Annotated in this window: 29 protein-coding genes and 1 riboswitch; of the genes, 20 read left to right on the top strand and 9 right to left on the bottom strand. The window is 54.2% G+C overall.

Features of this window, described 5'->3' with window-relative positions:
* The first annotated feature begins 8 nt into the window (after positions 1-8).
* The 3 genes from ACR0JG_RS03710 to ACR0JG_RS03700 all read left to right on the top strand — a co-directional run bounded on the left by ACR0JG_RS03710 (position 9) and on the right by ACR0JG_RS03700 (position 2,986).
* Positions 9-917 carry a c-type cytochrome gene (locus tag ACR0JG_RS03710; protein ID WP_480567568.1) on the top strand — a complete coding sequence of 303 codons (909 nt, stop codon included), beginning with the start codon at positions 9-11 and terminating at the stop codon, positions 915-917.
* A gap of 158 nt (positions 918-1,075) precedes the next feature.
* Positions 1,076-1,957, top strand: coding sequence for a cation diffusion facilitator family transporter (locus tag ACR0JG_RS03705; RefSeq protein ID WP_170565368.1), 882 nt, complete (start codon positions 1,076-1,078; stop codon positions 1,955-1,957).
* 159 nt (positions 1,958-2,116) lie between these two features.
* Entirely contained in the window at positions 2,117-2,986 is an 870-nt protein-coding gene (locus ACR0JG_RS03700) for a hypothetical protein (RefSeq protein ID WP_480567567.1), read from the top strand.
* Between the two features lie 74 nt (positions 2,987-3,060).
* Here the strand turns inward: ACR0JG_RS03700 and ACR0JG_RS03695 are convergent, their stop codons facing one another.
* The 3 genes from ACR0JG_RS03695 to ACR0JG_RS03685 all read right to left on the bottom strand — a co-directional run bounded on the left by ACR0JG_RS03695 (position 3,061) and on the right by ACR0JG_RS03685 (position 5,610).
* On the bottom strand, positions 3,061-3,708 hold the full coding sequence (locus ACR0JG_RS03695; RefSeq protein WP_170392761.1) for a response regulator: 648 nt from the start codon (positions 3,706-3,708) through the stop codon (positions 3,061-3,063).
* Positions 3,705-5,030, bottom strand: coding sequence for a sensor histidine kinase (locus tag ACR0JG_RS03690; RefSeq protein ID WP_480567566.1), 1,326 nt, complete (start codon positions 5,028-5,030; stop codon positions 3,705-3,707). The genes ACR0JG_RS03695 and ACR0JG_RS03690 overlap by 4 nt, the downstream gene beginning before the upstream one ends.
* Positions 5,031-5,211: 181 nt before the next feature.
* Positions 5,212-5,610, bottom strand: coding sequence for a MerR family transcriptional regulator (locus tag ACR0JG_RS03685; RefSeq protein ID WP_480567564.1), 399 nt, complete (start codon positions 5,608-5,610; stop codon positions 5,212-5,214).
* A gap of 174 nt (positions 5,611-5,784) precedes the next feature.
* Between ACR0JG_RS03685 and ACR0JG_RS03680 the strand changes: the two genes are divergently transcribed.
* Both ACR0JG_RS03680 and ACR0JG_RS03675 read left to right on the top strand, forming a co-directional pair.
* Complete coding sequence (locus tag ACR0JG_RS03680; protein ID WP_480567562.1) at positions 5,785-6,033, top strand: hypothetical protein; 249 nt, start codon at positions 5,785-5,787, stop codon at positions 6,031-6,033.
* A 4-nt stretch (positions 6,034-6,037) separates the two neighbouring features.
* Positions 6,038-6,289 (top strand): GDCCVxC domain-containing (seleno)protein, encoded by a 252-nt coding sequence (locus ACR0JG_RS03675; RefSeq protein ID WP_480567561.1) that lies wholly within the window; start codon positions 6,038-6,040, stop codon positions 6,287-6,289.
* A 199-nt stretch (positions 6,290-6,488) separates the two neighbouring features.
* Here ACR0JG_RS03675 and mntR read toward each other — a convergent pair whose 3' ends face one another.
* Positions 6,489-6,941, bottom strand: a complete 453-nt coding sequence (gene mntR, locus ACR0JG_RS03670; RefSeq protein ID WP_170565619.1) for a manganese-binding transcriptional regulator MntR — start codon at positions 6,939-6,941, stop codon at positions 6,489-6,491.
* Between the two features lie 116 nt (positions 6,942-7,057).
* Here mntR and ACR0JG_RS03665 point away from each other — a divergent pair, with 116 nt between their 5' ends.
* The 4 genes from ACR0JG_RS03665 to phnE are packed head-to-tail and all read left to right on the top strand — an operon-like array spanning position 7,058 to position 11,281.
* Positions 7,058-8,911 carry a cytochrome c peroxidase gene (locus ACR0JG_RS03665; protein WP_480567560.1) on the top strand — a complete coding sequence of 618 codons (1,854 nt, stop codon included), beginning with the start codon at positions 7,058-7,060 and terminating at the stop codon, positions 8,909-8,911.
* Positions 8,911-9,771 (top strand): phosphate/phosphite/phosphonate ABC transporter substrate-binding protein, encoded by an 861-nt coding sequence (locus tag ACR0JG_RS03660; RefSeq protein WP_480567559.1) that lies wholly within the window; start codon positions 8,911-8,913, stop codon positions 9,769-9,771. Before ACR0JG_RS03665 ends, ACR0JG_RS03660 begins: the two co-directional genes overlap by 1 nt.
* Positions 9,768-10,538: a phosphonate ABC transporter ATP-binding protein gene (locus tag ACR0JG_RS03655; protein ID WP_480567558.1), complete on the top strand. Its 771-nt coding sequence runs from the start codon at positions 9,768-9,770 to the stop codon at positions 10,536-10,538. Before ACR0JG_RS03660 ends, ACR0JG_RS03655 begins: the two co-directional genes overlap by 4 nt.
* Entirely contained in the window at positions 10,538-11,281 is a 744-nt protein-coding gene (gene phnE / locus ACR0JG_RS03650; protein ID WP_223116998.1) for a phosphonate ABC transporter, permease protein PhnE, read from the top strand. The genes ACR0JG_RS03655 and phnE overlap by 1 nt, the downstream gene beginning before the upstream one ends.
* Before the next feature lie 7 nt (positions 11,282-11,288).
* Here the strand turns inward: phnE and ACR0JG_RS03645 are convergent, their stop codons facing one another.
* Positions 11,289-12,038 carry a transglutaminase-like domain-containing protein gene (locus ACR0JG_RS03645; protein ID WP_480567556.1) on the bottom strand — a complete coding sequence of 250 codons (750 nt, stop codon included), beginning with the start codon at positions 12,036-12,038 and terminating at the stop codon, positions 11,289-11,291.
* A 97-nt stretch (positions 12,039-12,135) separates the two neighbouring features.
* Complete coding sequence (locus ACR0JG_RS03640; protein ID WP_170392752.1) at positions 12,136-12,564, bottom strand: MerR family transcriptional regulator; 429 nt, start codon at positions 12,562-12,564, stop codon at positions 12,136-12,138.
* A gap of 213 nt (positions 12,565-12,777) precedes the next feature.
* Here ACR0JG_RS03640 and ACR0JG_RS03635 point away from each other — a divergent pair, with 213 nt between their 5' ends.
* From ACR0JG_RS03635 to ACR0JG_RS03595, 9 genes are all read left to right on the top strand, one after another.
* Positions 12,778-13,341 carry an SCO family protein gene (locus tag ACR0JG_RS03635; protein ID WP_480569012.1) on the top strand — a complete coding sequence of 188 codons (564 nt, stop codon included), beginning with the start codon at positions 12,778-12,780 and terminating at the stop codon, positions 13,339-13,341.
* A gap of 5 nt (positions 13,342-13,346) precedes the next feature.
* Positions 13,347-13,769: a disulfide bond formation protein B gene (locus ACR0JG_RS03630; protein WP_170663591.1), complete on the top strand. Its 423-nt coding sequence runs from the start codon at positions 13,347-13,349 to the stop codon at positions 13,767-13,769.
* Positions 13,766-14,425 carry a thioredoxin domain-containing protein gene (locus tag ACR0JG_RS03625; protein WP_170516106.1) on the top strand — a complete coding sequence of 220 codons (660 nt, stop codon included), beginning with the start codon at positions 13,766-13,768 and terminating at the stop codon, positions 14,423-14,425. The genes ACR0JG_RS03630 and ACR0JG_RS03625 overlap by 4 nt, the downstream gene beginning before the upstream one ends.
* Positions 14,426-14,443: 18 nt before the next feature.
* Positions 14,444-14,923 (top strand): copper chaperone PCu(A)C, encoded by a 480-nt coding sequence (locus tag ACR0JG_RS03620; RefSeq protein ID WP_480567555.1) that lies wholly within the window; start codon positions 14,444-14,446, stop codon positions 14,921-14,923.
* Positions 14,923-15,549, top strand: coding sequence for an SCO family protein (locus ACR0JG_RS03615; RefSeq protein ID WP_480567554.1), 627 nt, complete (start codon positions 14,923-14,925; stop codon positions 15,547-15,549). Before ACR0JG_RS03620 ends, ACR0JG_RS03615 begins: the two co-directional genes overlap by 1 nt.
* Positions 15,546-16,913 carry a peptidoglycan DD-metalloendopeptidase family protein gene (locus ACR0JG_RS03610; RefSeq protein WP_480567553.1) on the top strand — a complete coding sequence of 456 codons (1,368 nt, stop codon included), beginning with the start codon at positions 15,546-15,548 and terminating at the stop codon, positions 16,911-16,913. The genes ACR0JG_RS03615 and ACR0JG_RS03610 overlap by 4 nt, the downstream gene beginning before the upstream one ends.
* Positions 16,914-16,989: 76 nt before the next feature.
* On the top strand, positions 16,990-17,181 hold the full coding sequence (locus ACR0JG_RS03605) for a hypothetical protein (protein WP_480567552.1): 192 nt from the start codon (positions 16,990-16,992) through the stop codon (positions 17,179-17,181).
* Positions 17,182-17,204: 23 nt separating this feature from the next.
* Complete coding sequence (locus ACR0JG_RS03600; protein ID WP_480567551.1) at positions 17,205-18,404, top strand: penicillin acylase family protein; 1,200 nt, start codon at positions 17,205-17,207, stop codon at positions 18,402-18,404.
* 26 nt (positions 18,405-18,430) lie between these two features.
* Positions 18,431-19,099, top strand: coding sequence for a penicillin acylase family protein (locus tag ACR0JG_RS03595; protein WP_480567550.1), 669 nt, complete (start codon positions 18,431-18,433; stop codon positions 19,097-19,099).
* A 192-nt stretch (positions 19,100-19,291) separates the two neighbouring features.
* Here the strand turns inward: ACR0JG_RS03595 and ACR0JG_RS03590 are convergent, their stop codons facing one another.
* Positions 19,292-21,634 carry a heavy metal translocating P-type ATPase gene (locus tag ACR0JG_RS03590; protein ID WP_480567549.1) on the bottom strand — a complete coding sequence of 781 codons (2,343 nt, stop codon included), beginning with the start codon at positions 21,632-21,634 and terminating at the stop codon, positions 19,292-19,294.
* A gap of 186 nt (positions 21,635-21,820) precedes the next feature.
* On the opposite strand from ACR0JG_RS03590, the gene ACR0JG_RS03585 reads away from it, so the two are divergent.
* A complete protein-coding gene (locus tag ACR0JG_RS03585) occupies positions 21,821-22,093 on the top strand; it encodes a hypothetical protein (protein WP_480567548.1) in 273 nt (90 codons plus the stop codon).
* A gap of 41 nt (positions 22,094-22,134) precedes the next feature.
* Here ACR0JG_RS03585 and ACR0JG_RS03580 read toward each other — a convergent pair whose 3' ends face one another.
* A complete protein-coding gene (locus ACR0JG_RS03580; RefSeq protein WP_170402530.1) occupies positions 22,135-22,797 on the bottom strand; it encodes a L,D-transpeptidase in 663 nt (220 codons plus the stop codon).
* Between the two features lie 215 nt (positions 22,798-23,012).
* Positions 23,013-23,225, top strand: a riboswitch (cobalamin riboswitch).
* Between the two features lie 76 nt (positions 23,226-23,301).
* Here ACR0JG_RS03580 and ACR0JG_RS03575 point away from each other — a divergent pair.
* The gene (locus tag ACR0JG_RS03575; protein WP_170392744.1) at positions 23,302-23,985 is read left to right on the top strand and encodes an energy-coupling factor ABC transporter permease; all 684 of its coding nucleotides are present in this window, start codon (positions 23,302-23,304) and stop codon (positions 23,983-23,985) included.
* 105 nt (positions 23,986-24,090) lie between these two features.
* Here the strand turns inward: ACR0JG_RS03575 and ACR0JG_RS03570 are convergent, their stop codons facing one another.
* The gene (locus ACR0JG_RS03570) at positions 24,091-24,714 is read right to left on the bottom strand and encodes a transglutaminase-like cysteine peptidase (RefSeq protein ID WP_480567547.1); all 624 of its coding nucleotides are present in this window, start codon (positions 24,712-24,714) and stop codon (positions 24,091-24,093) included.
* Positions 24,715-25,749 lie beyond the last annotated feature (1,035 nt).

Raw genomic sequence — 25,749 nt, 5'->3', positions numbered from 1 at the left:
CACTGACGGTGCGGCGCTTTCTTTTCTTTGTCGCAATCGTCATTGTGTTGGTCGGGTTGGCCGGTTTGGTCCTGACCCGACCTCAACGAATGGAGCAATCACGACTCGACGGTTCGAACCCAGATCTTGCCAGAGGTGAAATCGTGTTCCACGCGGCAGGATGCGCATCCTGTCATTCAGCGCCGGATGCGGTCGGTGAAGACAAGCTCATGCTCGCTGGTGGTCGCCGGTTTGAGACGGAATTCGGCACGTTCATTGCCCCCAACATTTCCAGTGACCCGGAAACTGGTATCGGATCCTGGTCTGCCCTGGATCTGGCCAATGCCTTGATCCATGGGACCGGACCCGAAGGGCAGCACTATTTCCCAGCGTTTCCCTATACCTCTTACGCCAACATGTCGGCCGAAGACGTGGTTTCGCTACACGCATTCCTCGGCACGCTGCCAGCGGCCGCAACGGAAAGTGTTGCGCATGACGTAGGTTTTCCTTTCAGCGTTCGGCGCGGATTGGGGGGATGGAAGCTCTTGTTCATGTCATCAGGCTGGGTGGTTGAAGGTGATCTGACCGACCAACAAAAACATGGCAGGTATTTGGTCGAGGCGCTGGGTCATTGCGCTGAATGCCATACCCCGCGAAATGGTTTAGGGGGCCTGAAACGAGACCTTTGGCTGACGGGTGCACCAAATCCAAACGGGAAAGGTCGTATCCCCGGCTTAACCTCAGACCAGCTTGATTGGTCAGAGGCAGACATTGCCGAATACCTAAAATCTGGCTTTACACCAGACTATGACAGTGCGGGTGGTGAGATGGTGGACGTCATCGAGAACACCTCACGGCTGACGGATGAGGACCGTTTGGCGATTGCCGCCTATCTCAAGGCTGTTCCTGTTTCGTCGACCGGGCTTTCATCCGAATAACAGTCGTTTGGCGCCACGCAGCGGCGACCAGATGCTGTCGCCAATAGGATGCCGTAAGACCTATTCCCTTTTCGCCAAACACCTGTTTTACGTTTTGAACATCGGAGCTCACCAATCACCCGAGTTTCTGTTCATAATTGACTGAGGGTCGCGGCCAAATGACACAAAAAATCGCTCTTTGGTCTATCCCGATATCCATTGCGGTACTGGCCCTGAAACTGTTGGCTTGGTGGCTGACAGGTTCGGTGGCTTTGTTGTCAGACGCAATGGAATCAACCGTGAATGTTGTCGCGGCTTTGTTGGCTTATTTCGCAGTTCGGGTTGCCAATAAGCCTCCTGACCAAAACCACCCCTTTGGTCATAAAAAAGCGGAGTATCTTTCAGCCGTGGTTGAGGGCGCGCTGATTGTGTTGGCGGCGTTCTTGATCATCAGAGAAGCTGTACTGGTGCTCCCGAACCCGCATCTTGAGGATGCGCCGCTGCTTGGAATTGCCGTCAATATCGTTGCAACGGGTGTGAACGGTGCATGGGCCTACCTCTTGCTTAGGACAGGTAGGCGCGAGGGATCGCCTGCCTTGGAAGCGAGCTCCCGCCACATTTTTACGGATGTTATGACTTCCGTTGGTGTCGTCGCAGGACTGATACTAGCGCTTGTCACCGGCTGGTTGATCCTTGACCCGATCCTGGCAATTCTTGTTGCGCTGAACATCTTGTGGGAGGGTTGGAAAGTTATTCGGGCATCCGTCGATGGCCTGATGGATGTGAGCCTGTCGGAACATGACTTGCAGACTGTTTCTAATGCAATCGAAGCAAACCTCGGCGCAGCCTTAGAGTATCATGACCTAAAAGGGCGCAGATCCGCGAATGTTATCTTTGTAGAGTTTCACCTTGTTGTGGACGGCACAATGCCAGTCAGCGCAGCGCACGATATATGTAACGACATAGAGGAAGAACTAGAGTGTCTGTACCCGGGTTCCGTCTTTGTCATTCACCTCGAACCTGATGACGAGTTGAAAGGCGACGGGGTTAATCCCCACTGAACTGCTCATTTGGATCTGCAAAGAATCTATTGGTTTGACTGATCTGATTAAGACGTTCGGCTTGAAATTCGTCAGACCTAAGCCCGATGTGGGAAAGTCGGGCCGGTAGTAGCCTGTCTCCAATGTCATGAAGCGTGACGATCAAAATTGGAGGCGAAAATGAAAATTCAAAGAAAGCTGGGTCAACTTCTAGGTGCCGCGGCGTTGGCTTCGTTGATTGCCGCGACGCCTTATGTGCCAACCTTTTATAAGGATGGTCGCCTACTTTTTGAACCGTCATATGCCTTTGCCAAAAGCGGCAAAGGGAAAGACGGGGATGATCGTGACGATGACAGGGATGATGATCGTGACGATGACAGGGATGATGATCGCGACGACGATCGGGATGATAATTCGGGGTCGGGTAATAGCGGCCGTGGTGGCGACCGAGATGATGATCGTGATGACGATAGAGACGATGATCGAGACGACGACAGAGATGATGACCGGGACGACAATTCGGGATCAGGAAAAAGTGCTCGCGACGACGATGATGATGACGATAATGACGATGATGACTCCAAACGCTCCAATAAGGGCAGCGGAAAGAAGGATCGGTCTCAATCAGGGGGTAAATCGTCGGGTTCGGCTGGGATAACAAAGGTCGAAACGAACGCCAACGGCATTGAAGTGCGTTACGCCGACGGAACCAAGGAAGAGATCGAAAACGGGCGGTATGAGAGAAAGAATGCTCAGAACCGGACTGTTGAGGAGCGCGCCGCGACCGGTGCTGACGTTTCAAGGCTTCGGTCCTTGGCGAATGGTATCTCAATCGACAATGTACGCTCATCTGGGCAAGGCGGCACTGCTGGAAGTCGACCCACGAAAATCGAACGCCAAGGCAACAATATCGAAGTAAATTATGCCAATGGTTGGAAAGAGGAGATCGAGTTTGGGCGTTACGAGTTGAAAGACCCTTACAACCGGACTGTTGTTGAAAGAAACGCAACGGCCTCTGATCGCCGGAGGTTACAGTCGGTTGCTAACTGAACAGCAACTTCAGTCGATAATCGTTGGCGGCTTCTCTTAGTGAGAGGTCGCCATCGTCGTCAAAGAGACCGCAGCTATTCTCCCTTGTTCCAAACATCATGTGCAATGAGCGCGGCCTCTACCCGATTTCGCGCATGAAGCTTGGACAGAACTGCGGTCATGTAGTGCTTCACGGTCTTTTCCTGGAGGTCTAACTCGTCAGCGATTTCACGATTACTCAGTCCTTTGGCCACACGTCTCAGTATTTCTTCCTCACGATGTGTAAGGTCATCTAGAATGCTGCTGTTAACAGACATGCCGGTGTCAGCGTTGATTTGAAGAAGTACCCGCGAGGCCAAGCCCGGAGAAACGAACCCTTCACCTGCGGCGATGCTGCGTAAAGAAGCGGTTAGTTCGCTCGCGGTTACTCCCTTCACAATGTACCCAATCGCACCCGCCTCCAAGGCGTCCGCGACATCGCCGCTGTTCTCTGAGACCGTCAAGATTGCAATGACGGGTGGATTTGCCATTGCCGCGATTTTACGTGTCGCGCTTATCCCGCCACCGGGCATCGAGAGGTCAAGAATAGCTATGTCCGGCTGATGCGTGCCGACCAGCGATACTGCCTCTTCAGCACTGGACCCAGCGGCTAAAACTTCGAAGCCATCTGCTTCATCCAACGTGCGTTGCAAACCATCCCTGAATATCGGGTGATCATCGGCTATTACGACAGATGTAGTCATGATGTGCCTAACTTTCTGGGAAATAGTGTCATAGCTATGGTGGTGCCTTCGCCCGGTCTCGATGCGACGTCGAACCTGCCACCAATACTCTCGACCCGATCTCGCAAGCCCATAAGCCCCTGGCCACCATCGTCTCGCAACGCGGTTTCTTCTGACCTGTCAAATCCTGGTCCGTCGTCTGTGATCTTTACAACTATGCGGTCGTTCTGCGCCTCAGCGATAACAGTGCACTTGGAAGCTGGAGCATATCTCGCCGCATTGGAAAGCGTTTCCTGGAGGAACCGAAAAACGCACAGTTTGTCGGACAATGACAACTCCGGGGCCTGGCTGCCCAGGAATGAAATATCCGGTCGCAACGGGCTGTGTTCGGCGTGATCCTCTACGGCTCTCTTCACAACATCGACGAGTGACAGGCTATCGATATCTGGCGCGGACAGCCCTCGCGAAATTGCACGAATTTCAGCCAGCGATTTTTGCAAAGACTGCTGAATTTCCACTGCCTCTTTAGGCCTTTCGGACTCTTTGGAAAACGCCGCCTCCAGTCTAAGGGCGGCGAGCGACAAGTATTGCGCAGGACCATCATGTAGCTCGGCACCGAGTTTTTTGAGGAACCGATCTGTTTGCGTGGCATATCTTTCTGACGCCTCGACCACACGCAAACGCAGCCGGGCATTCTGCTCGGCCATCCTCTCACTTTCTGTCAGACGCTGATTAAGAAGAGCCCCCTGTCGTCGAATTGTTTTGTCACCAATTGCGACGATGGAATACAGAACGATAGTACTTGCCAGAAATGCAGAACCGACGACCAACCAACTTGTTCGCTTGGCCTTGGCCAAGTCTAACTCAAGCTGATCAGCTCTTTCGTAGAACTCCGCAACTGCGATGATTTCGCCGGACCAGAGTTCGCGGATGGGGCTGTAAACTTCAAGCAGTGGTATCCCCAATGCCGCCTCGGCGGCGCTCTCGGCATGATCAAGCTCTTCGAAAGAGCCGGAGATGTCACCGTTCCACGCCCGCCTTAGATCATCCGTTGGATTGAAACGGTTTCCAATGATGTCTGTATCCGAGGCATGCGCAATCACACCGCCTTGCTTCCAGAATTTGTAGGAAACGATACGGTCACGCATTGGCTGGGTCATGAAAATCTCGTCCAACGCCAGGCTTGCCTGGTCTGAAAGGCGGTCGCCATGTGCCAATTCCTGACTGAGCGGGGATACTACGCTTTCCATATATAGCGCGGCAGAGTTGGCGGAGTTTTGTACGACTGCGTTCTGGATTCGATTTGACACCCAAACCCCGACGATTGCGGTAGCAATACCCATCACTAAAATGCAGGCCGCAAGAAAGACTCGCGACAACGACCAATTGCCAATCGTCAGGTCAGTTACTTTCGCTCTCATCGTGAAATCGACTATGAACTACAATCTGTTATCGCACCACAGACCTTGGTCTGACGTGATCAGGCTAAATCTCAGATCCTGAGCTTCCACATAGTGGCCAGAGTCAGATATCATCCATCGTTCTCAGTCTTTGCAGCATCGGGCATTGAACGTTTCCGCTATCACAATTGGCTGTAAGCTCACTCAAAGCTTGCTCCAGGCGTCTGAGCTCATCAATTTTGCTTCGAACGCTGGCAATGTGTGCCTCGGCCAGCTCTTTCACTGACCGGCAGTCTTCGACACTTCCTTCTGACAGCTCCAAAAGCGCCTTTGCGTCTGAGAGAGGAAACCCCAGGTCGCGGCATTTCTTCAAAAATCGAAGTCTTCCAACATCGCTCGCTGAATAGAGGCGACGATTATTCGGAGCTCGTGCGGGTCTTGTTACGATACCTTCGCGTTCATAGTAGCGGATGGTTTCTATGCCGACCCCGGATTGCCGGGAAGCCTCACCTATCGCAATCATGTGAAGAGCCTCCACTTGATCCTGTAGTTATTACAGGAGTTATACGTACTGAATGCCGGCGCCTCAACTCAATCAAATCGCCTACCCAGGGAGCGAAAGATAAAAAAATATGTGACCCTCAGCTACCTGGGATCGGTTTCCGCTCTGGGGGTCGCGACATGCTGTGTTCTTCCAATGGCCATGATGTTGCTCGGCTTGGGTGGCAGTTGGTTGGCGATATTCGGAAAAATAGCGGCTGCAAGCTACTATGTTCTCGCCATCGCAACAGTGCTGGTTGCAGTTTCGTGGTTCGTAGCGCATCGAAACGGGACGTCAGCAAATCTGAAATGGTGGCTTGTCGGAAGCACGGCGACTACCGCGTTGGCATGGGTCATCGTGTTCAATGAGGCTCAAATCAACGATTATTTAATCATGCAGATGTGAGAGAATGACAAAACAAACTGTGGTGCTGAATAGTACTTTGACCTGCCCTCGGTGTGGGCACGTTGAAACCGAGAAAATGCCAACTGACTCGTGCCAGTGGTTTTATGAATGCAAATCATGCGAGGCAGTTTTGAAACCGTTGGAGGGCGATTGCTGTGTCTTTTGTTCCTACGCAACTGTACCGTGTCCGCCAATTCAGTTGGGGGATAGCTGCTGTAGTAAGGCCACTGCGGCTAAAGGTTTCGATCCCCAATGAAAAAAAATGAGCTAGACCGATTTTTACCTTGGCCGCTTGGGAAAAGATTCAATCACTAAATCCGCTCATTTTTCGCTTTTCAGATGCGACAAGTGTTCGTGCGGGGCTAGTGTAACGGCCCAACAAAGGTTTAAGTGGTCTTAGTCTTTCTAAAACTAAGAGTGTCAGAATTCGCCAGCACAACTTAGGTTTTTAGTTTCTACTTTGTTTCCTCAGTCCGCCCAACGAACCCTTTAAAAACTGCAAGTGTCTCTTCGCTTACATGATGCTCAATACCTTCAGCATCATGCTCTGCGACTTCCTTTGAAACACCCAAGGCGATCAGGAAATCCACGACAATTCGGTGACGCCTTCTACAGGCTTCCGCCAATTGACGCCCGGCATCGGTCAGTTGAAGTGAGCGGTAGGGAATTTGTTCTATGAAACCTTCTCGTTTCAAACGGGCCAAATTCTTCGAAACCGTAGGTTGGGTTACGCCCAACCGCTCGGCTATTTCGACCGGGCGCGCCGTGCCATTCTGATGGATCAACTCCGCAATAAGTTCAACGTAGTCCTCAACCATTTCGCTTTGGTGCGCCTGTCGTACAGCCTCAAACCCGCTCGCCTGGGTATCAATACTACGATCTGAATCTTGCGGTGTCGTTTCAGTCATCGGCTCACGATTAGGTCGTTAATCCAGTCACTAGTGTATGCACCTGAAAGCCGAACTTGACAATGAGCATGCCTTCATCAATAAATTAGACAAGGCTAACTTTAATAGACAGTGCTATGAAATATCTGATAGCGTCCACACTTCTTTGTGCATTGCCAGTGATCGCGGATGCCACGGCGATTGAAGAATCTCCTTGGGCTCCGCGCGCTGCCGCGTATCGACTGACCTTGTTCATGGGAAATCTAACCCCGGTTCCCTGGGATGAAATTGAGAGGAGTTGGACCTCGCCCGCACCTGGCAGTGGCATTCAGGTCGCTCCATTGTCACGCGTTTCCGACAACGAGGCGCTTGCGATCAACCAAGCTATGCAAGCCGAAGATCTCCAGGCGCTGTTCGAAGCAAGCACAATTGCCATTGCTGAAGGAATCCTGCGCCATCTGGATGTCGCAAAGACCGCGTTGGGTCAGCCTGAAGCGGCACGCGAGGTTGCACAAGCGGCAGCTCTGTTCCGCGCATTCGAAGATGGTATCAAGGCTGCGGATGCGTCGGCGGCTCGCGATCTGGGCCGGGCATGGCTGGTTCTGAACTCCACCCTTGGCAGCGCAGGAGTACTGGGCAATGGTGCACAAACGGTGGATGTCGACCAATTTGCGGAGGCTCAGGCCATTGTCGCTGCCTATATTCGTGCCAACTATCTGCCATCCGAGTATGCCCAACGCGACAAGTTAACACCGCTGCCTGAAACAGTTGTGCTTTCCGGCGAACAAATCACAATGCCCGCCACGCTGCCGCCAGGGTCGAACATCGGAGATCAGGCGCAGCTGCCGCGGCTGGTTCTTCAGTTTGAAGAGGCGGGTGAGGATGAAGCCAATCTACCGCTGGTGGCCTATGGCGATATGCTGTTCGATAGCCCTGAAATCTTCGGCGGCCCGGCGCGCGAGTTAGGCATCGCCTGCTCGACCTGCCACAACCGCTCCGACGTGAACCGGGATTTCTTCATTCCGGGCCTTTCATCCCATCCGGGTGGGATGGATGTGGACGGATCGTTCTTCAATCCAATGTTCAATGACCGGACCGATGATCACTTGGACACGCCTTCCATGCGTGGCATCCGCTTTACCGCACCTTATGGCCGCGACGGGCGCGAACCCAGCCTGCGCCGGTTCATCCGAAATGTGATTGTGACCGAATTCGCGGGAAAGGAGCCAACGCCGTTTCAACTGGATGCGCTGGAAGCCTATGTCAAACAGTTCGACTTTCTTCCCAACCCTAAGATCGATCGGTCCGGCAAGCTGACCGATCTGGCGTCAGACGCCGCCAAGCGCGGGGAGGTGCTGTTCAACTCAAAGTTTGCCGGACTTGGTGACAAATCCTGCGCTTCGTGTCACAGGCCTGACCGTCAGTTCCGCGATGGTCTGACCTACGATATCGGCAGCGCTGAACCACCATTCCCCGGCGGCACGGCTTCTGCGTTCGAAACCCCGACGCTGCGCAACGTCAATTTCACTGCACCTTACATGCATGACGGATCGCTGCCGACGCTGGCCAGCGTTGTTGACTGGTTCAATGATACCAAAAATTTGGGTTTGGACGAAGCACAGCGCGCAGATCTGACGGCCTACGTCGAAGCTGTTGGAGACGGCGAAGACCCCTATCAAGTATTCGAAGGTCGCAACAGCGTATTCCGCTTGTCCTGGGAGGAGCTGACGACATTCGCCAGCACGCTCGATACCCTGCTGCCGATGCAGGATGCCGAAAACATAGCGGTTCTGATCGACACGGTAGCTCCTGATCTGGCCGCGGATGCCAGTGTCATGGTCAATCAGAACGCCAAGCCCGAAATCTACGAATTCGCCGCGATCCTGCGAGCGGTTGGCGATGCCAGCGCCGAAGGAAACTGGACCGAAGCCATCCGCCAGTGGGAACTGTTCAAGTCCATGCAGGCCGAAATTGACGAGAGGATGTTCTGATGTTGTCGCGCCGCAATTTTCTGGTCGCTGCAGCCGCATCTGCAGCCCTGCCCGTAATGGCTGCAACTGATCAGGGGCTGAAGCTGGCCTTCATCCCGCAGGAGAACCCCGAAAAGCTATTGGGTGACATCAACGTCATCACCGGCTGGCTTTCAGAGCAGATGGGCGTCCCGGTCACGGGGTTTGTCACGTTCGACCACGCTGCTGCCGTTGAGGCGCTGCGCAACGGTGATGCCGATATCTCGTTCATGGGAGCGTTGCCCTTTGTGTTGGCCGAAGACCAGATCGGCGCCGTACCGCTTTTGTCCGAGGTATATCGCGGGCAACCCAGCTATTCGGGCCGGGTCTTCGTTCGGCGTGACAGCGGAATCGAAACGTTGGCCGATCTCCGGGGACGTGACATTGCCTTTTCCGATCCGGTCTCGGAATCCGGTTACATCTATCCGCTTGATCTGTTTGTGCGCGCCGGGCTGTTCTCGGGCACGGGCGATGCCGACAGCTTTTTCGGGCAGAAATTCTTTGCTGGCGGATATCAGCAAGCGATGCAGGCCATGGCCAACGGACTGGTCGATGCGGCAGGCGCGAGCCAGTATGCAGATCTCTATCTGACCCCGGATCAGCAGGCCGAGGTCAAGGTGCTGGCGGAATCAGAACAAATTCCCAGCCACGCAATCATTGCCCGCCCTGATCTGGACGCCGGGCTGCAGGCAAAGTTCATTGAAACCATGCTGCGCCTCAACGAGAGTGAGAACCGTCATCTGTTGGCCTACCTCTATGGCCCAGACGGCTATCTTCCTGCTGACCCGTCGGTTTACGAAGGCGTGCGCGAGACTGCGCGGCGGTATGGGTTTCTGAAATGAACCCTATAGTTTCACTCAACGCGGTATCGCAGCACTTTGCCAGTGCGGCAGCTCTTTCAGATGTTTCGCTGTCGGTGCAGCCTGGTGAAAGCGTCGCGCTACTCGGTCCTTCGGGTGCGGGCAAATCAACGTTGCTGGCGTTGTTGGATGGTCGTTCGAGCGGTTGGCAGGGCGAGGCCCAGGTGCTGGGCAAGTCACTTTTGGCAACAGTAATTCCATCCCGCGAGGACCGTGCCAATACTGGCTTTGTCTTCCAGGAATTCGCATTGGTTGATCGGCAGAGTGTTTATCAGAATGTGATGAACGGTCGGATGGGCCGGATGACTATCTGGTCCTCACTTTGGGGTCGGTTTCGGGAAGAGGACCATATGTGTGTGACACGAGCGCTTCAGGATACGGGGCTGTCCGATCTGGCAAGCCGCCGTGCCGATCAGTTGTCGGGTGGACAACGGCAGCGCGTTGCGATTGCCAGATGTCTGGCACAAGAACCCGAGTTGATCCTTGCGGATGAGCCCGTCAGCAATTTGGACCCTGCTCACGCCGAACGCATTCTGAGCCTGATCACCAGCTCTGCACGTAGCCGCGAAATCGGCGTCATTTTCAGCTCGCATCAGCCCGACCTGTCACGCCGCTTTGCTGAGCGCATCATAGGCCTGCGAGATGGCGTGGTATTGTTCGACAAACCGTCGGCTCAGTTGACCAGCGGGGACATCGATGAACTGTATCACGGTGCCGGTGTCACATCGGGGCTGCGTGTAGTCAGTTGATGGGTCGATCCGTCATTTGGGTCATGCTGGTGCTGGCGATCCTGTGGTCGCTGACCAGCGGAGATATGGGATTGGGCAAGCTGCCAGGCGCGGGACCCCGTCTGGCAGAGTTTTTGGGGCGCATGATCCCACCTGACCTGTCCGTTTGGCGCGAGGTTCTGACCGGGCTGGCGGAGACACTGAGGATCGCCATTCTGGGAACATTGTTCGCTGTGATCCTGTCGGCGGGACTGGCCGTTTTGGCCTCTGAAACTATGGTGCCAGCAGCGATCTGGCGTCCCGTCCGTGCCTTGCTTGCGGTTATCCGGTCGATCCCACTGATCCTGGTCGCTATGCTAATGGTGGGCGCTGTTGGGTTGGGCCCGCTTCCCGGTATACTGGCAATCACATTTCACGCGACCGGCATGTTGGCAAAGTTCTATGCAGAAGCCATCGACAATGTTGCCACCGCTCCTGTGGCGGCGCTTGAAAGCGCAGGGGCCAACAGAATTCAACAGTTGCGTTGGGCAATCTGGCCGCAGATGGCGCCTGTGATCGTGCGCGATACCGTATTTCGGTTTGAGCTAAATCTGCGCGAAAGCCTGATACTGGGCATTGTCGGTGCCGGTGGCATCGGGTTGTATGTACAAACCTACGTACGGTCGTTTCAGTATGAAAAGGCTGCGACCGTGACGTTGGCAATCATCGTTTTGGTTTTATTGTCAGAGGCACTGAATACGGCCTTGCAAAAGCGCTTCAGTTGAATCCCCGCTATGCATTTCCGTGTGTATGCGTGGCGGCCATTCGAGCCTTCAGCTTCCCATTGCGCAGGGAACGTACGCGCGCGTTCATCCAGTGACGGAATATGAAGCGATAGAGCCAACCACGAATGCTCCCGAAACTTTGCGCATGGTCAGCATAGAACGCATCCGGGGTATCAAAAACGCCAAAATCCTGCACGATGCCGGTTTTCTGAATGTACGTGTCACGACCTTCCCATTCGACCTGAGGGTCGCTCAAACAACCGGTGCCCGCCCCGTAACCGCACAGGCTTTCTGTTTCTGCAAAGTTACGCTGCAACGCCTCCAGGTATGGCTGATCCAGAATAAATCCTTCGAGGTTGACCCAACGATCGCCTACTTCAACTTCGACCCACGAATGCAAGATTTCTTCTGGCGCCAGCGGATAAATCAATTCGGGGACCACACCCCTCTGCAAATCTTTGTGGATCATAAAGCCATGCAAACGGCATCGAATACCGCTGCCGCGAAACAGTGCCATCAAAAGCGTGCCCTTGGTATTGCATTGCCCAAAGCCGTTAGCGAGCACCTCTGAAGCCGGGATATCGTCAGCACGGTTGTAACCAAAGGCAATCTCGTTACGCACGAAATCATAAATAGCGCCAATTCGATCCGAGACAGGCAGATCGGGCCAGCGCCGTTCCGTTATGAGTCCCAAAATTGCGGGTGTTTCAAAATCAAGCAGAGGTGTGGCGGTTAACAACGGGTCTCGGTTCAGCATTTGGTCTCTCGTCGAATCAACTCAGAAAGACTTGTAATTGCTACAGTGACTGTAGCTTCAAGAGGCTATTTCCAGTTCGCAACAACGCTGCCCAGGGTTACGCGCCGATGTCTTCGTGATCAGTAAGACATTCGGAATGATCGCGTAGAACTTCGAGTACACGACAATCCGAGGTGTTGCCGCCACTGCATTCATGCACCATGCGCTCCAGCTCGGTTCGCAACGCTTCTAGCCGCGCCATTCTTTGCTCAATCTGTTTGAGTTGCCGGCGCGCAATACTGTCGGCTTCATGACATGGGCGATCCGGATCGTCGGACAAATCAAGCAGTTCGCGTATCGCTTCAAGCGAAAACCCCAGTTGGCGGGCGTGACGGATAAAAGCCAGGCGATCCAGTTCGGTATGGCCATAACGCCGCTGGCCACCTTCGGTGCGCCCCGGTTCCGGCATAAGTCCGATCTGCTCGTAGTAGCGGATCGTCTGAACCTTGGTTCCGGTCTTTTTTCCAAGCGTTCCGATCGTCAGCATCTGGGTCTCCTTACAAAGCTACAGCTTATGTAGGCTCGGGTTGACGCCGCACAATAGCACCTTCCAGACGTTGGACCTGTGACACCCAGCCGCAGGCTCAAAATCCCCTTTGAACCTCTAGCAGGTAGAGGGTGTACATGCCGTTCTGAACCAAGAATCACAGGCGGACGGCTAGCTTTGAAACTGACCGTATTTCAGAAAATCTTATGGGCACTGGCTGGTGTCGCAACGGCGGCATTTGCATATCTGATGCTGTGGTCAGAATATAGACCTGCGCGGATTGAGGAGGGGTCTGTTCCGTTCGAAGCCAGGTTCGAACCGACAGATCACTCTGGTGTTGTCCGTACCCAGAACGACTTTGCAGGCAAGTGGATGTTGGTGTTTTTCGGTTTCACCAACTGCCCGGACGTTTGCCCTACAACACTGTCCGAGGTGGCAGCAGTGCAGGAAGGTCTGGGAAATCAATCAACCCAAGTGCAACCTATCTTCATATCCATCGACCCCGAGCGCGACACTCCGGCCGTGCTGGCCGAGTACGTGCCACTTTTCGATGCGGGGATCATTGGGCTTACAGGCACGCCGGAGCAGATTGCGGAGACGTCCAAGACCTTTCCAATTTTCTACGAACGGATCGAACAAGCCACTGCGCCGGACGGTTATACGATGGGGCATACCTCTCATCTGTTTCTGTTCAACAAGGACGCTGGATTCGTCCAGTCCTGGTCATATGGCACGCCTGCCGAAGAAATTCTTGCGGATCTGAAACAGAGACTCTGAGCACCATGTCCCGGTTTTCTAAAGATACACTTCTTGGCCTGGCCTGGGCGATTGCTCTGGTTGCGTCTCTTTCTGTTCTGTTCATTGGAGAGATCCTGGGGCAGACGCCCTGTGTGCTGTGCTGGTTCCAGCGTGCGTTCATGTTCCCATTGGCGATCGTACTGGGGCTTGGCCTGTGGTGGCAGGACCAGAACGTGGGCCGCTACGGAATAGCACTGGCATTGGGGGGCGCTGCTGTCGCCTTGTGGCACATGGGCCTGTATGCTGGTCTAATCCCCGAAAAAATCCAACCATGCTCGGCCAGCGGTCCGTCCTGCACGGATGCAAATCAAACTGTTTTGGGCATCCCGATTCCGCTGATGGCGCTCGTTTCATTCGCGCTAATCGGCGTTCTGTGCGCCCTTTCACTCAAGGAGAAACAAGTATGAACAGACGTGGCCTGATTTTGTCCGTTCTCGCATTCGGTGGTGCCGGATTCGGAGCCGCTTCCTGGTACGTGAACCGTCCGGCTGCTTCAGGCAACACCGAGCCTGTTGCACCCGAAATCGCTGAAACACTTATCCGTTCCTACTCGCCTGTTCTCGGCCCAAAGGACGCACCGGTTACAATCGTCGAATTTTTCGATCCGGCTTGTGAAGCCTGCCGCGCCTTTCATCCGGTCGTGAAGGACATCATGGCACAGCATGGAGACGCCGTGCGCGTTGTGATCCGGTACACCCCTTTCCATGGCGAAGGCTCAGAGGAGGCGATCCGCGTGCTTGAAGCGGCACGCATGCAGGGGGTCTTTGAACCGGTCCTGGAAGCCGTGCTGCGAGAGCAGCCCAAATGGGCCGCGCATGGTGCGCCTGAGCCTGGTCTTATTATTCGAATTGCAGCAGCGGCGGGACTGGATGCCGAGGCAGCGCAGGCACAAATGCTTGCGCCCCAGACAGTTGGTGTTCTCAATCAGGATCGCGCTGATGTCGAAGCGGTCGGTATAAGGCAAACTCCGACATTCTTCGTCAATGGCAAATCTCTGGATCCGTTTGGTGAGGCTGAATTGAGACGCCTGGTCGCTGCAGAAGTTGCAGCACTACAAAGCTGAGCAGTAGCGAGAGGTACCATGAGACTCACCGCAAAAAATACACTTCTGGCAGGTGTGCTTGCCGCATTCGGCACCACTGCCAATCTATCGGCACCTGCACTGGCAGGGGGCGGCGATGTTGTCGTTGAAGATGCCTGGTCGCGCGCTTCAATTGGCACCAACCGACCTGGCGTCGCTTACATGACGATCAGCAACACCGGCAATGAGGCCGTCACGCTGACGTCTATCCGCACCGATCTTGCGATGATGCCCGAGATCCATCAGACATCGACCAATGCAGAGGGCGTCAGTTCCATGGCACCAGCTGGCGAGCTGGAAATTGCGCCGGGCGGTTCCGTAGCGCTTGAGCCGGGCGGGCTCCACGCAATGCTCATGCGGCTGCAACGCCCTATGACCGAAGGCGAGAGCTTTACGCTGACTCTGATTTTTGCCGATGACACAGAAAAGACCGTCAACGTGCCGATATTTGGTATTGCTGCGCGAGGCCCCGAGAACTGATGCAGCGGCGACGCGTTCTCAAATTCGGGGCTGCTGGACTTGGTGTAATCGGCCTGACACTCTTTGCCGGATGGTGGCAAGTGGATGGGCCGGGAGCGGCTCAATCTGATCGCCTTCGTCCCCTTGCGTTGTCAGACATGAACTTTCGCATGGTTGATCATGAAGGGACCACCGTCACCCCGCAATCGCTCGTCGGACGTGCAACAATGGTGTTCTTCGGCTTTACCTACTGCCCGGATGTTTGCCCGACGACACTTTCGGATATTTCCCTCTGGCTGGATGATCTGGGCAATGACGCGGATGAATTGAACGTCGTGTTCATAACCGTAGACCCTGAAAGAGACACAGTCGAATCTATGGCCGACTATGTCAGCTACTTTCATCCCGCTGTCCGAGGGTGGGTCGGCGTTTCGGACCAAATCGCTCAGGCCGCAGACGATTTTCGCGCCACTTATGAAAAAGTTCCAATGGAAGATGGCGACTACACAATGAACCACACTGCAAGTGTATTTCTGTTTAGCCCCACAGGCGAATTTGTCAGCACCATCGACTATCATGAGCAGAGAGAACTCGCTGTGCCCAAGATCCGTCGTGCTTTGAAAAGTGGAGCGGATAAAACATCATGAACGCACGGTTTCTAGCAACCTCGGCAATCGCGATCAGCAGCGTCTCAATTGCTTCGATCGTGTTCATTGCCTCGAACCGGTCTGAAGTGACGGCGCCTGCGCCCACGGTCTTTCCGGTGCCCAAGCTTCCTGCGGAACCGCAGATCACATCGGCTCCGTTGCTGAACGTACCATCAGCAGAACTCGCTCCAAGCGCCGTTTCGTTTCGACCTGCTCAACCGGAACCCATTCAGGCAGAGGAACCTTTGCCACCTGTTGAACCACCTTCACGAACATGGACGCGCGAGCTTGCGGTGGGTGACACACTCGACAGTATGCTGTCTGACGCGGGGATCGACGCAACCGATCGCGCCGAAATCGCAATTGCACTTGGCGCTGAATACGACTTGCGGCGCTTGCGGCCGGGTCACTCGATAACAGTCGTTGCAACGGCAGCGGATCAACTGCGGAGTGTGGAGCTCGCCGTGGAAGATGGCGTGAGAATTGAAGTGACACTTAACGAGACGTTGTCCACGCGCGTGGTCTCACCGGAACCCGACACTGTCATTCTGGCCCGCAAAACAGAGATCGAAACTTCGATCTCAAATGCTCTGAGCAGCGCAAATATCCCGGTTCGTTTTGCGGTGGATCTCGCTCAGATGCTGAGCGGGACAGTGGATTTTCGGAGGGACCTGACAGGTGGTGAAGCTCTCCGTCTTCTCTGGCGTGAAAAGAGCATTGATGGCAAGAAGGTAGGCCAGTCCGAGCTCATTTTTGCAGCGTTGGAAGTGGATGACCAACTTTACGAAATAGCATGGCCAGACGCCGAAAATGGCCGCGCCACAATCTATGTCGATGGTGAGCTTCTTCGCGTCTTCTCGCAACCAGTTGAGGGCGCGCGCCTGAGTTCTGTCTTTGGTCGGCGGAAACATCCGGTCTACGGAAATGTTCGGATGCATACAGGTGTCGATTTTGCTGCCGCACGTGGTACTCCGGTGCATGCGACGGCCCCGGGCCGCGTGTCTTATATTGGTTGGCGCGGGGGGTATGGGCGTGTGGTCGAAATCGCTCATGGATCGGACACGGTTACGCGATACACGCATCTTAGCGCAACCGCCGATGGTCTGACCAAAGGTCAGCGCGTGGAGGCGGGCCAGGTGGTTGGTCGTGTCGGGTCGACCGGCACCGCGACCGGCCCAAATCTTCATTATGAGGTATTGGTCGACGGGCGTCCGACGGACCCGCTATCTGACGATCGACTTGCTGCCGCTGCGAATGACAAGGTAGAAAACGAAGCAGCGCAAAAGCGATTAAGTAGTGCACGGGCACAGCTTGAGAAGCAGCTGGGCGATCTCACCGCAAAGAAACGCGAAGCTAACTCGTGAGAGTTTATTCGGAACGCCTTCAGGCGCGCGGCTATCAGTTTGACGGTTTGAACGCCTGAAGTGAACTGCACCGCAAATGAACAAAATCAGAGGATATAAAATGATGGCAATCGCGGGTGCCTTGGTTGGCGCCGTTTGGGGTGGGGTCCTGGCAAAGCGCCGGAATGGCAACAGCCTTGATATTCTTCAGTATGCTGCAGGATACGCCATCGTTTGTGGCCTGATTGCGTTCTTTCTGTCGATCGCAGTTGTGCGTCTGATTTCCTAGGCTTATCCGAATGGTGGTTGAAATTGAAAGCGCTGCTCAGGATTGTGCTTGGGTTGGTTCTTGCAGCCCTGTTCATCGCTACCATCTGTTTCGGCACGGCTACATATCTCATGCTGGCTTCTCTTCCGGACTATGAGGAAGATTTTAGGTTAGAGGGTTTGAAAGATTCTGTGGACGTCCTGAGGGACTCTATGGCGATCCCACATATCTCGGCTTCATCCCCATCCGATGCCTATTTCGCACTTGGTTTCGTTCATGCGCAGGATCGATTGGGTCAGATGTTAAGGGAACGGCGGTCCGCTTCGGGCAAAGTGCCGGTTCCGCGATATCGCGATATGGATCCAGTTTTGTCCGAAATGCTGATTGCCTATGCAGCTGGCGTCAATGCCTGGATCGGGGAGGTGTCAAAAGACCGGCGTGGCCGGGGGGCACCAGAACTGTTGTTGTACGATGAAAAGACCATCATGGCCTGGCGGCCAGAGGATAGTCTCAGAATAACTCAACAATTCTTAGGCAATCTGCGGCAGGCCGAGAGTGGCGGCGCGTCAATTCCAGGCGACAGACCGAAAACACCTGGATTGCTCAAGAGCACGCCAAAAGCTCGGCTGGGTGCCTGGGCATTGACCAGTGAACGAACGGTTTCCAATTCCCCAATTCTCGCGGTCGAGACTAGCGGGCCGCTTTCGCTCCCATCAACCTGGTACATGGCTGATCTTCAATTTCCCTCGGGGGCAGTAGCAGGGGTGACTTTGCCCGGCGTTCCGTTCGTTGTTCTGGGTCGTTCAAATGACGTTGCTTGGGCCTTGGACTCAAATGCCAGGCAACCTGAATTGCAAAACGGCACATCCGAATGGGTAGATAGCGATATCTTTTTGAAAACTCTTTACCGACTGACACAGGTAGTCACCGCAAAAGACGCCGTGAAGTTGATCTCTGAAATGCCTCTGTTCGGGTTGGAGACCGTCGTTATTGACAAAGAAGACGTCATGACCTGGCCGGGCATCTCCGATGAAGATACAATCTTGCTTCGGCAGCAAAGGCTCAAAGAACTTGATGCGCGCCAACGCGTTTTTTCAGTTGATGGTGTTATGGCGGTACAACAAGATACCGTTAGTTCAGCAGCGCGTAGCTTGTTGCCTCTGATGGCAGCGGACTTGTGGCGTTCTGCACCCATGATCCCGCAACCGACGACCCGCTCGATGGAGTCCGACAGGATGCCTTGAACCGCTTGGCTGAATGGAACGGTGAAATGGATCGTTTTTCGCCGGAGCCATTGATATTCTGGGCATGGGCGCGTGCTTTGCAACGCCGATTTCTACAGGATGAATTTCCTGCGGCGCGTGATTTGTGGACCAATCCGAATCCATATTTTCTTGCCGCGGTTCTTTCAAATAGAGACGAGGCCGCGATCTGGTGTGACAATCGCACCTCAACTCGTGTCGAAACCTGCGACGAGTGGATCGTTCTCGCACTCGACGATGCGCTCGTCTGGATAACCGAGCGCTACGGTCCCGACCTTTCTTCGTGGAGCTGGGGAGCTGAACACATTGTGAATCTGGATTGGTCTGCGGTTAGCCCAGCCGGATTCCTCAATGGGTTGTTATCTGTGCGGGAACCGAAGTCCGGAGGACCTTATTCATTGCTCTCGTTTCAATTCGGGATGTCTGACGAAAAACCGTTTGCAACAAATATCGGCACGAATTTTCAGGCCGTCATGTCTGTTTCAGAAGACAAAGGCTTCTTTTTTCTGACACCATCCGGGCAGTCGGGACACCCGCTTTCGCGGTTCTACAAGAACTTGTTTTCTTCATGGATGCGCGGTGATTACAGGATGATGACAATGGATCTGGCAGTAGCAGAGGGTGGAGCAGTGGGGCGATCCAAACTAACCCCCCACATTCAGGATGAAGTTGACTGATTAAAGTGCGGCGCCGGGAAACCTGATCAGTGTCAATGTCCCTCATCTTCAGGATGAAATGCCACTCAAAGCCCAGGACTGATTGATATATCGGGCACCACGCCACAGTGATAAATTGCGAAAATCGGCTGTGGGATGCTGATTTCAATGGGCATCCCACAGCACACGCGATCTTAGGTTCCGCGCGCCTGATTACTGCCCATGCGCCAATTCAGCATTTTCACCTGGCGTTCCAACGGTTTCTGTTCCTGTTGAGTGTATGTTACCCTCCGAGGCTTTCAGAAGCCGCAAGGCGTTAGCCACGACCAGCAAGGACACTCCGACATCTGCGGCGATTGCACCCCACATTGATGCCAATCCAAAACCGGTAAGGGTCACAAACAGTGCTTTGGTCGCAAGTGAGAAGCCGATGTTCTGACGGATGATCGACATGGTTCGACGTGAATGATCGATCAGCCAGGGTACTTTGCCGATGTCATCAGTCATCAGAGCAATGTCTGCAGTCTCAATAGCAGCATCAGATCCAACTGCACCCATCGCAACTGCATAATGTGCCCGAGCCATCGCAGGCGCGTCGTTGACGCCATCGCCGATCATCGCAACCATCTCGTGCTGTTCTGCCAGTTCCTCAATCGCAGCGACTTTGTCCTCCGGCAGAAGTTGGGCCCGGACTTCGTCGATGCCGACTTCGGCTGCTACCGCTCTCGCTGTTTGTTCGTTGTCACCAGTCAGCATGATGATTGACTTCACGCCCTGCGCGTGAAGCCGGGCAACGATGTTCTTGGCTTCGGGGCGAATGCGGTCCCGCAGCTCAAGCAAACCGGTTAACCCGTTCTCATCCCCGACAACAACAAGTGTGCTTCCCGCGTTTTCGATTTGGTTGCGCAACTCGGCAGGGATGGACGCGCCAAAGCCTTTCTCTACAGCGAAGCGGTCGGAGCCAAGCCAGATATCTCCACGCTCGGTACGGCCTTCCAGACCACGACCGGGAACGGTTCGGATGTCTTCAGCCGCCGATATCGAAATGTCGGTCTGTTCTGCCCGGGTCAAAATGGCGCGGGCCAGCGGGTGTGAAGACCGAACCTCGAGGCTTGCAGCGTTCGCCAACAGCTCTTGCTCGGATGCGGCGCCCAGCGGATAGACATTGGCCACTTCAGGCTCGCCCATGGTGATCGTGCCTGTCTTGTCCATGGCCAGTGCGGTGGTACGCCCGGGGGCCTCGATATATGCGCCGCCCTTAATCAGAACCCCAGCCCGGGCCGAAGAGGTCAAAGCCGCAACGATTGAAACCGGTGTGGAAATGACGAGCGCACAGGGGCAGGCGATAACCAGCAGAACAAGTGCGTTGTAAAACCAGAAGCCCCACGATGCGCCAAATGTAAGCGGTGGGATCAGGGCGATAGCCACTGCGACGACCATAACGATGGGCGTATAGATCCGCGCAAATTTTGTAACCCACTGCTCAACCGGCGCACGGCGAGCATGAGCATCACCGACCATCCGGATGATCTTGGCAAGCACGGTATCGGACGCTGTTTTCGTCGCACGTATTTTGAGGGTGCCTTCACCATTGATTGTGCCGGCATAGACCTCATCACCCAGCTCTTTGGGAATCAGCGCGCTTTCACCTGTGATTGGAGCCTGGTCAACGGCACCAGCTCCTTCGATGACTTCCCCGTCAAGTGGAATGCGATCCCCACCCCGAACGATGAAGCTGTCACCGACAAAGACATCCGCCGCCGGGACCGTTGCCTCAGAACCGTCAGCACGAACCAGCCGAACCGTCGGGGGGGCCAGATCAAGCAGTGCGGATACCGCGTTCCGAGCACGTCCGACACTCCAGCTTTCCAGATAAAGAGAGAGCGAGAAGAAAAATGCTACAGTTGCGGCTTCAAAAAACTCACCCAGAGCGATGGCACCAGCGACGGCAACAACCATCAAAAGGTTCATATCCGGCGAAAGTCGACGCGCCGAAGACCAGGCCTTAGGGGCCACCAGCCAGACGCCAAACAAGATCGCGACCGCGAACAAAGCTGCCTCGGGCAAAGGCATCGGAACCTCACCATGTCCCGAGAACAGCCCGAGCGCACCGCCCATGCCGGTTTCGAAAATGTGCCAGCCAAAACCCGCTGCCCAAAACCCTCCGCTAAGAGTGGTGAACCGCCGCTGACGTGCAATATGCGCCGCCTGGTCCTGGGCGGCATTTCCGTCATCCCATGGTTTGGCGGTCATACCAGTACTGGCAACCAGCATCATGACATCTTCGTCAGATAACTTGGAAGCACTTTCAAGAAGCGTCATCCGACCGTTGATCACATCAAATGCGAGATGCTCTTCACCACCTGCTTTCGGGCCGACGACACGGTTCAGGATCGCCACCTCTTCGGCGCAATCAAGGCCAGAGACCTGAAAGCTTCTACCACCTTCAGGAATTGGACCGGCGGGGGCGATGTCGCCACACCCGCCACTACCGCATGCGTGGTGACCATGTTTGTTTTCGTGGCCATGGTCGTGGCTATGGGTATCGGATGACATGATTGGACCTCAAGAATCTCTATGGTCCTTTGTAAATAGTTCCTACAGTAACTAGAGCTTCAATACCTTTTATATTTTTTTCATCCGGGTTCTTGGCCTGCGATATTGTTAGTTCATTTCGTCTTGCGGGCCGGCCGTGTGGATGCAATCTAATTGCAGATGACGCAAAAAATTTGGAATAGATCAATGCAGAAACGGATCGCATTTACCATCACGTTAGTCTCGATTACGGCTGGTTGCTCAGCCCAGTTCACTGGGGCCAAAAGCAAAGCATTTGAACCAGGCAACGTGCCAGATTCGGTCGTAGCGCTGGCAGGGCCGGCGCAGGATTTGACCACAGCGCGCCTCCTGCCCGAAGACAATTGCTTTTGGTATGAGCACAGCGGACCCGTCGAGACGACATTGGTACCATTGCGCGCGACGAATGGCGCTCCGATCTGCATTGCGCGCGACGCCTGATCGAAATGAGGGCAGCGACGTCCATGTACGCTGCCCAATATTCATGAGCGGGCTGTGACGCTATCTTCGGCAGAGTATAGGAAAGCGGTCGAGCCGGTTTTCACGTTTGGGTAGAGGTCATTGATATGAGCCATGATCATTCGCACACATCCAGAACTTGCGCGACCGCCGATGCTTCTTGGCTCAGGCGTGCCGTGAATTCTGAGATATGTGTCTCGGTCTCCAACGTATAGATAAAGGGCACGAGAGCCGAGAGCATTATTCGGCCCGGGCTCCATTCCATTCCGGAATTCCGCGTATTCGGGGTTGCGCTCGATCATTGAAGCGGTTGGTGTCCAGTGTGGCCATTCGACCTTTCGGCGGATAACATAGGTGCCGGGCTCGTAAAGATTCCCACGCGCGATCGCTACGCCATAGCGCATTGCGGTCCCGCCTTCTTCGATATGATAGAGATAGCGCGCGACGGCATCCACATGGATGTCACCTGGAACCAAACCATCATTTGCCGCGACGCGTCTTGGTAAAAAACGGTCATGAACACCCCACGGATTTGAGGTCATTGGATCGTAACCAATTGGCGTGACTTGACTGTCCCAATAGGTCTTCTGCGATGCGGTTGGCCAGGTTTTGGCGATCAATGGACTGGCCGCAGACGCCGAGAACAGCGCTGTGGTGGATTGAATGAAATGGCGCCTTGTAAGCATAGGTCTCGTCCTGGTTCACAAGTTTAACGTATTTGGATCGCACTATCGCGAATTAATCCGAATCTTAAAGCCTCTAGCAGCTAGAGCTTCAAGAGGTTTCAGGTAACGCTTGGTTTACCCTGTCGATCAAGTGACCGGTTGCGTGAATCCTGCTTCGGTCGAGTTTACATTGGAATAGGTCGCAAAGACAATTGACACAGGCGAAGCCGCCATTGTAGCGGTGAATTGTTTTCGGTTCCTGATGGCGGAAGCCAAAAGGATTAAAAGGGAATACGGTTCGGTGTTTTCAATGGCGCCAATTCCGTAACTGCCCCCGCAACTGTGAGCGGAGAGCGATGCCAAGACACCACTGGTTTGTAATGGAACCGGGAAGGTTGGCGGAGCGAGCACCCGCGAGTCAGGAGACCTGCCGTAAAGCGCCGGGCTATGCCCAGACTGAACCTGTCGGCCTTACGGTCGATTCAACCTGACAAGCCGCCGGGTGAGGCGGTAGGGAGAAAGAACATGCATATCGAACCGGGCATCGTGAATGGTGCCAAAATCGCGCTTTCCTATGTTACCGCCGCAGGTGCGGCTACTTACGCAGCGAAAGAAACGTTTTCCACATTGCGTGCGAATGGACCTGCATCTTTTGTTATGCGCTCGGTGCTCGCCACCGTTGGGGTTTTCCTTTTCTTCGAAGTCCTGCCGCATTTCCCGGTTGGTGTCTCTGAAGTCCACTTCATCCTGGGGTCGACGCTGTTTCTGCTTCTCGGTGCTGCACCCGCGGCTTTTGGATTGGCAGCTGGTCTCCTGATTCAGGGTGTGTTTTTTGCCCCGTTCGATCTTCCGCAGTACTTCATCAACCTGACCACTCTGCTGGTGCCGCTATTTGCGCTACAGGCACTGGCCAGCCGCATCATCGCACCCGGCACAGCATATGTTGACCTCAAATATGGCCAAGCTCTTGCCCTAAGTGCGACGTATCAGGGAGGAGTAGTCGCATGGGTTGGGTTCTGGGCCTTCTACGGCCAGGGTTTCGGCGCAGAAACCATGGCGTCGGTTCTGTCCTTTGGCGGCGCTTATATGCTGGTAATCGTCATTGAGCCGATTGCTGATCTGGCAGTGCTTGCGGCAGCCAAGGCAATGCGCGGTTTGAACAGTACAGGTCTGGTGACTCCGCGTTTGTACAACGCTGCGAAAGCTTGACCAAAGTTTGAAGCGGTGTCCTATACTTGGGTTGCCGCGAAACAACCAGTAGTCGCAGGACCAAAATTCTATTGTGGCGCGTCTCTAGGGCGCGCCACATTGTTTTTAGCCGCTAGAAACCTGTACCCAACGATCAGGGTGATTTGGGTCCTGTATTCGTAGGAAAAGATACCTCGTTTCCTTCCACGATTTGATCCTGTTGGTGACATTGTCCAGAATCAAATCGCCTTCACTCGAGCGATAAACTAAAACTGCATGGCCACTGCGATTGGTGTCTAAGACAGTGGCAATAAGTAGCTTCGTAGGATCCAAGCCGTTCTGCATTAGTTCAAACTTCTTTTGCAAAGCGAAATCTTCGCAATCCCCTGACCCCTGCATTGGTAGTGTCCAGTATTCCTTTGTCCCGTATTGGTTTTGATCCGAAACGGCGCGGATCCTCCGATTGACGCGCAAGTTAATCGCTTTAACGATCTGTTTCTCCCGCGCTTCTGGCAGACCAGAAGTACGAGTATTCGCGCACGCCCACGAATAATCTTTGCAGAGTGATTTGGCACCCGATGGCGCCTGAACCTCTCTATCTAGTTTGATCCAGGGAAGCTCAGAAGCTTGCAATGAAGCGGCGGAGACAAGGTAGCTGCATATGATACAGGCCAACGATAGATAAACTGGTAACCGTTCCGAGAGTTTTTTCTGAGCGGAAGTAGGTTTTGTCATATCTGCTTTCCCCATACTCGTTTCTCCTGGGTATCTGAAGCTACCGAGCCAAGAGAACTCTATTTCAATCTTTTATGTTCATCGACGCATTACAACAGCTTATTCAATTTAAAATGTAGAGCAGCAAAGTTCGCGAGCGCGCAGTTTTTAGTCGTGATTGTGTGGGTGAGCTTAATTGAGATTCTTGCAGCGGCATAGAAGAAAGCCGACTAGTAGTTCTGGGTTAGAAACGCTTGAGGTTTGTGGCGGATTTGGATGACGCGATTCACTGATTTGTTTATGTTTTGGCATCGATCGAGTTTAAGGCCAGTGACGTTGAACAGTTTCCTGTTGAAGGTCACACTTATCTTACCCAACCGTCATAGTCGGACTACACTGTAGTGAATGTTCGAAATCAGATGAAACTTCGAAGTCGGACATCTACTAAATATGACCCTTAGTATTATACTTCAATCCAAACCCACCATTTAGGACTACCGCAGGCAGTTTCGTTTGATCCGGCTTCCCTTTCGGATAATCAGAGCTGAATTGCAGTTCAGACAGCGATGCAGCTTGTCGCAGCTAATCTGCAATGTGGTGAACGCCGGGGGGAGGTGAGGCTATTCGATAGGGGTGGTGCGGCCTCGGCCCTGCCCGATAGGGTTGCCCGAGTGAGAGGGCAGTGCCCTCCCCGTGACGGTCTAGGGCGTTTGGTTTGCATAAATCCTGCTGGTCCAAGAAAGGGAAGCGACGGAGAGGATGAACGCCACCAAATTCGATTGTTACGTATTGCTAAACTGCAAAAATGACAGCCGACCCAATTCTGCCGTTTAACGCGACATGTGAATGCTGCAGCGCGGCCCGTCGAACCTTCCACTCGGTGCTTGTGCGAGATCATGGATTGATTGAAGTGGCGATACGCGCACCAAAGCTGCCCTATGCAGGAGCGGCTGTTACTGACTCAGTATTCGCTCGCGGAGACAACGCTGCCATCGCGGAAGTATCGCGTGTGTCATAAGAGCCGTCATTCAAAGCACCTTGTTTACTTACGTTTGAAACAGCCCGTTCGCC

The organism is Ruegeria sp. AD5, assembly GCF_056542345.1.
This window is presented reverse-complemented; position numbering and strand designations above follow the sequence as displayed.

Bases quoted from the DNA above. Each gene is read 5' to 3' on its own strand.
- ACR0JG_RS03695 (WP_170392761.1), bottom strand. From the start codon at position 3,708: ATGACTACATCTGTCGTAATAGCCGATGATCACCCGATATTCAGGGAT.
- ACR0JG_RS03680 (WP_480567562.1), top strand. From the start codon at position 5,785: ATGGCCATGATGTTGCTCGGCTTGGGTGGCAGTTGGTTGGCGATATTC.
- ACR0JG_RS03645 (WP_480567556.1), bottom strand. From the start codon at position 12,038: ATGCTGAACCGAGACCCGTTGTTAACCGCCACACCTCTGCTTGATTTT.
- ACR0JG_RS03590 (WP_480567549.1), bottom strand. From the start codon at position 21,634: ATGTCATCCGATACCCATAGCCACGACCATGGCCACGAAAACAAACAT.
- ACR0JG_RS03705 (WP_170565368.1), top strand. From the start codon at position 1,076: ATGACACAAAAAATCGCTCTTTGGTCTATCCCGATATCCATTGCGGTA.
- ACR0JG_RS03595 (WP_480567550.1), top strand. From the start codon at position 18,431: ATGGATCGTTTTTCGCCGGAGCCATTGATATTCTGGGCATGGGCGCGT.
- ACR0JG_RS03660 (WP_480567559.1), top strand. From the start codon at position 8,911: ATGTTGTCGCGCCGCAATTTTCTGGTCGCTGCAGCCGCATCTGCAGCC.
- ACR0JG_RS03665 (WP_480567560.1), top strand. From the start codon at position 7,058: ATGAAATATCTGATAGCGTCCACACTTCTTTGTGCATTGCCAGTGATC.
- ACR0JG_RS03605 (WP_480567552.1), top strand. From the start codon at position 16,990: ATGAACAAAATCAGAGGATATAAAATGATGGCAATCGCGGGTGCCTTG.
- ACR0JG_RS03610 (WP_480567553.1), top strand. From the start codon at position 15,546: ATGAACGCACGGTTTCTAGCAACCTCGGCAATCGCGATCAGCAGCGTC.
- ACR0JG_RS03615 (WP_480567554.1), top strand. From the start codon at position 14,923: ATGCAGCGGCGACGCGTTCTCAAATTCGGGGCTGCTGGACTTGGTGTA.
- ACR0JG_RS03675 (WP_480567561.1), top strand. From the start codon at position 6,038: ATGACAAAACAAACTGTGGTGCTGAATAGTACTTTGACCTGCCCTCGG.
- ACR0JG_RS03575 (WP_170392744.1), top strand. From the start codon at position 23,302: ATGCATATCGAACCGGGCATCGTGAATGGTGCCAAAATCGCGCTTTCC.
- ACR0JG_RS03630 (WP_170663591.1), top strand. From the start codon at position 13,347: ATGTCCCGGTTTTCTAAAGATACACTTCTTGGCCTGGCCTGGGCGATT.
- phnE (WP_223116998.1), top strand. From the start codon at position 10,538: ATGGGTCGATCCGTCATTTGGGTCATGCTGGTGCTGGCGATCCTGTGG.
- ACR0JG_RS03580 (WP_170402530.1), bottom strand. From the start codon at position 22,797: ATGCTTACAAGGCGCCATTTCATTCAATCCACCACAGCGCTGTTCTCG.
- ACR0JG_RS03620 (WP_480567555.1), top strand. From the start codon at position 14,444: ATGAGACTCACCGCAAAAAATACACTTCTGGCAGGTGTGCTTGCCGCA.
- ACR0JG_RS03685 (WP_480567564.1), bottom strand. From the start codon at position 5,610: ATGATTGCGATAGGTGAGGCTTCCCGGCAATCCGGGGTCGGCATAGAA.
- ACR0JG_RS03640 (WP_170392752.1), bottom strand. From the start codon at position 12,564: ATGCTGACGATCGGAACGCTTGGAAAAAAGACCGGAACCAAGGTTCAG.
- ACR0JG_RS03655 (WP_480567558.1), top strand. From the start codon at position 9,768: ATGAACCCTATAGTTTCACTCAACGCGGTATCGCAGCACTTTGCCAGT.
- ACR0JG_RS03585 (WP_480567548.1), top strand. From the start codon at position 21,821: ATGCAGAAACGGATCGCATTTACCATCACGTTAGTCTCGATTACGGCT.
- ACR0JG_RS03700 (WP_480567567.1), top strand. From the start codon at position 2,117: ATGAAAATTCAAAGAAAGCTGGGTCAACTTCTAGGTGCCGCGGCGTTG.
- ACR0JG_RS03690 (WP_480567566.1), bottom strand. From the start codon at position 5,030: ATGGGTATTGCTACCGCAATCGTCGGGGTTTGGGTGTCAAATCGAATC.
- ACR0JG_RS03570 (WP_480567547.1), bottom strand. From the start codon at position 24,714: ATGGGGAAAGCAGATATGACAAAACCTACTTCCGCTCAGAAAAAACTC.
- ACR0JG_RS03625 (WP_170516106.1), top strand. From the start codon at position 13,766: ATGAACAGACGTGGCCTGATTTTGTCCGTTCTCGCATTCGGTGGTGCC.
- mntR (WP_170565619.1), bottom strand. From the start codon at position 6,941: ATGACTGAAACGACACCGCAAGATTCAGATCGTAGTATTGATACCCAG.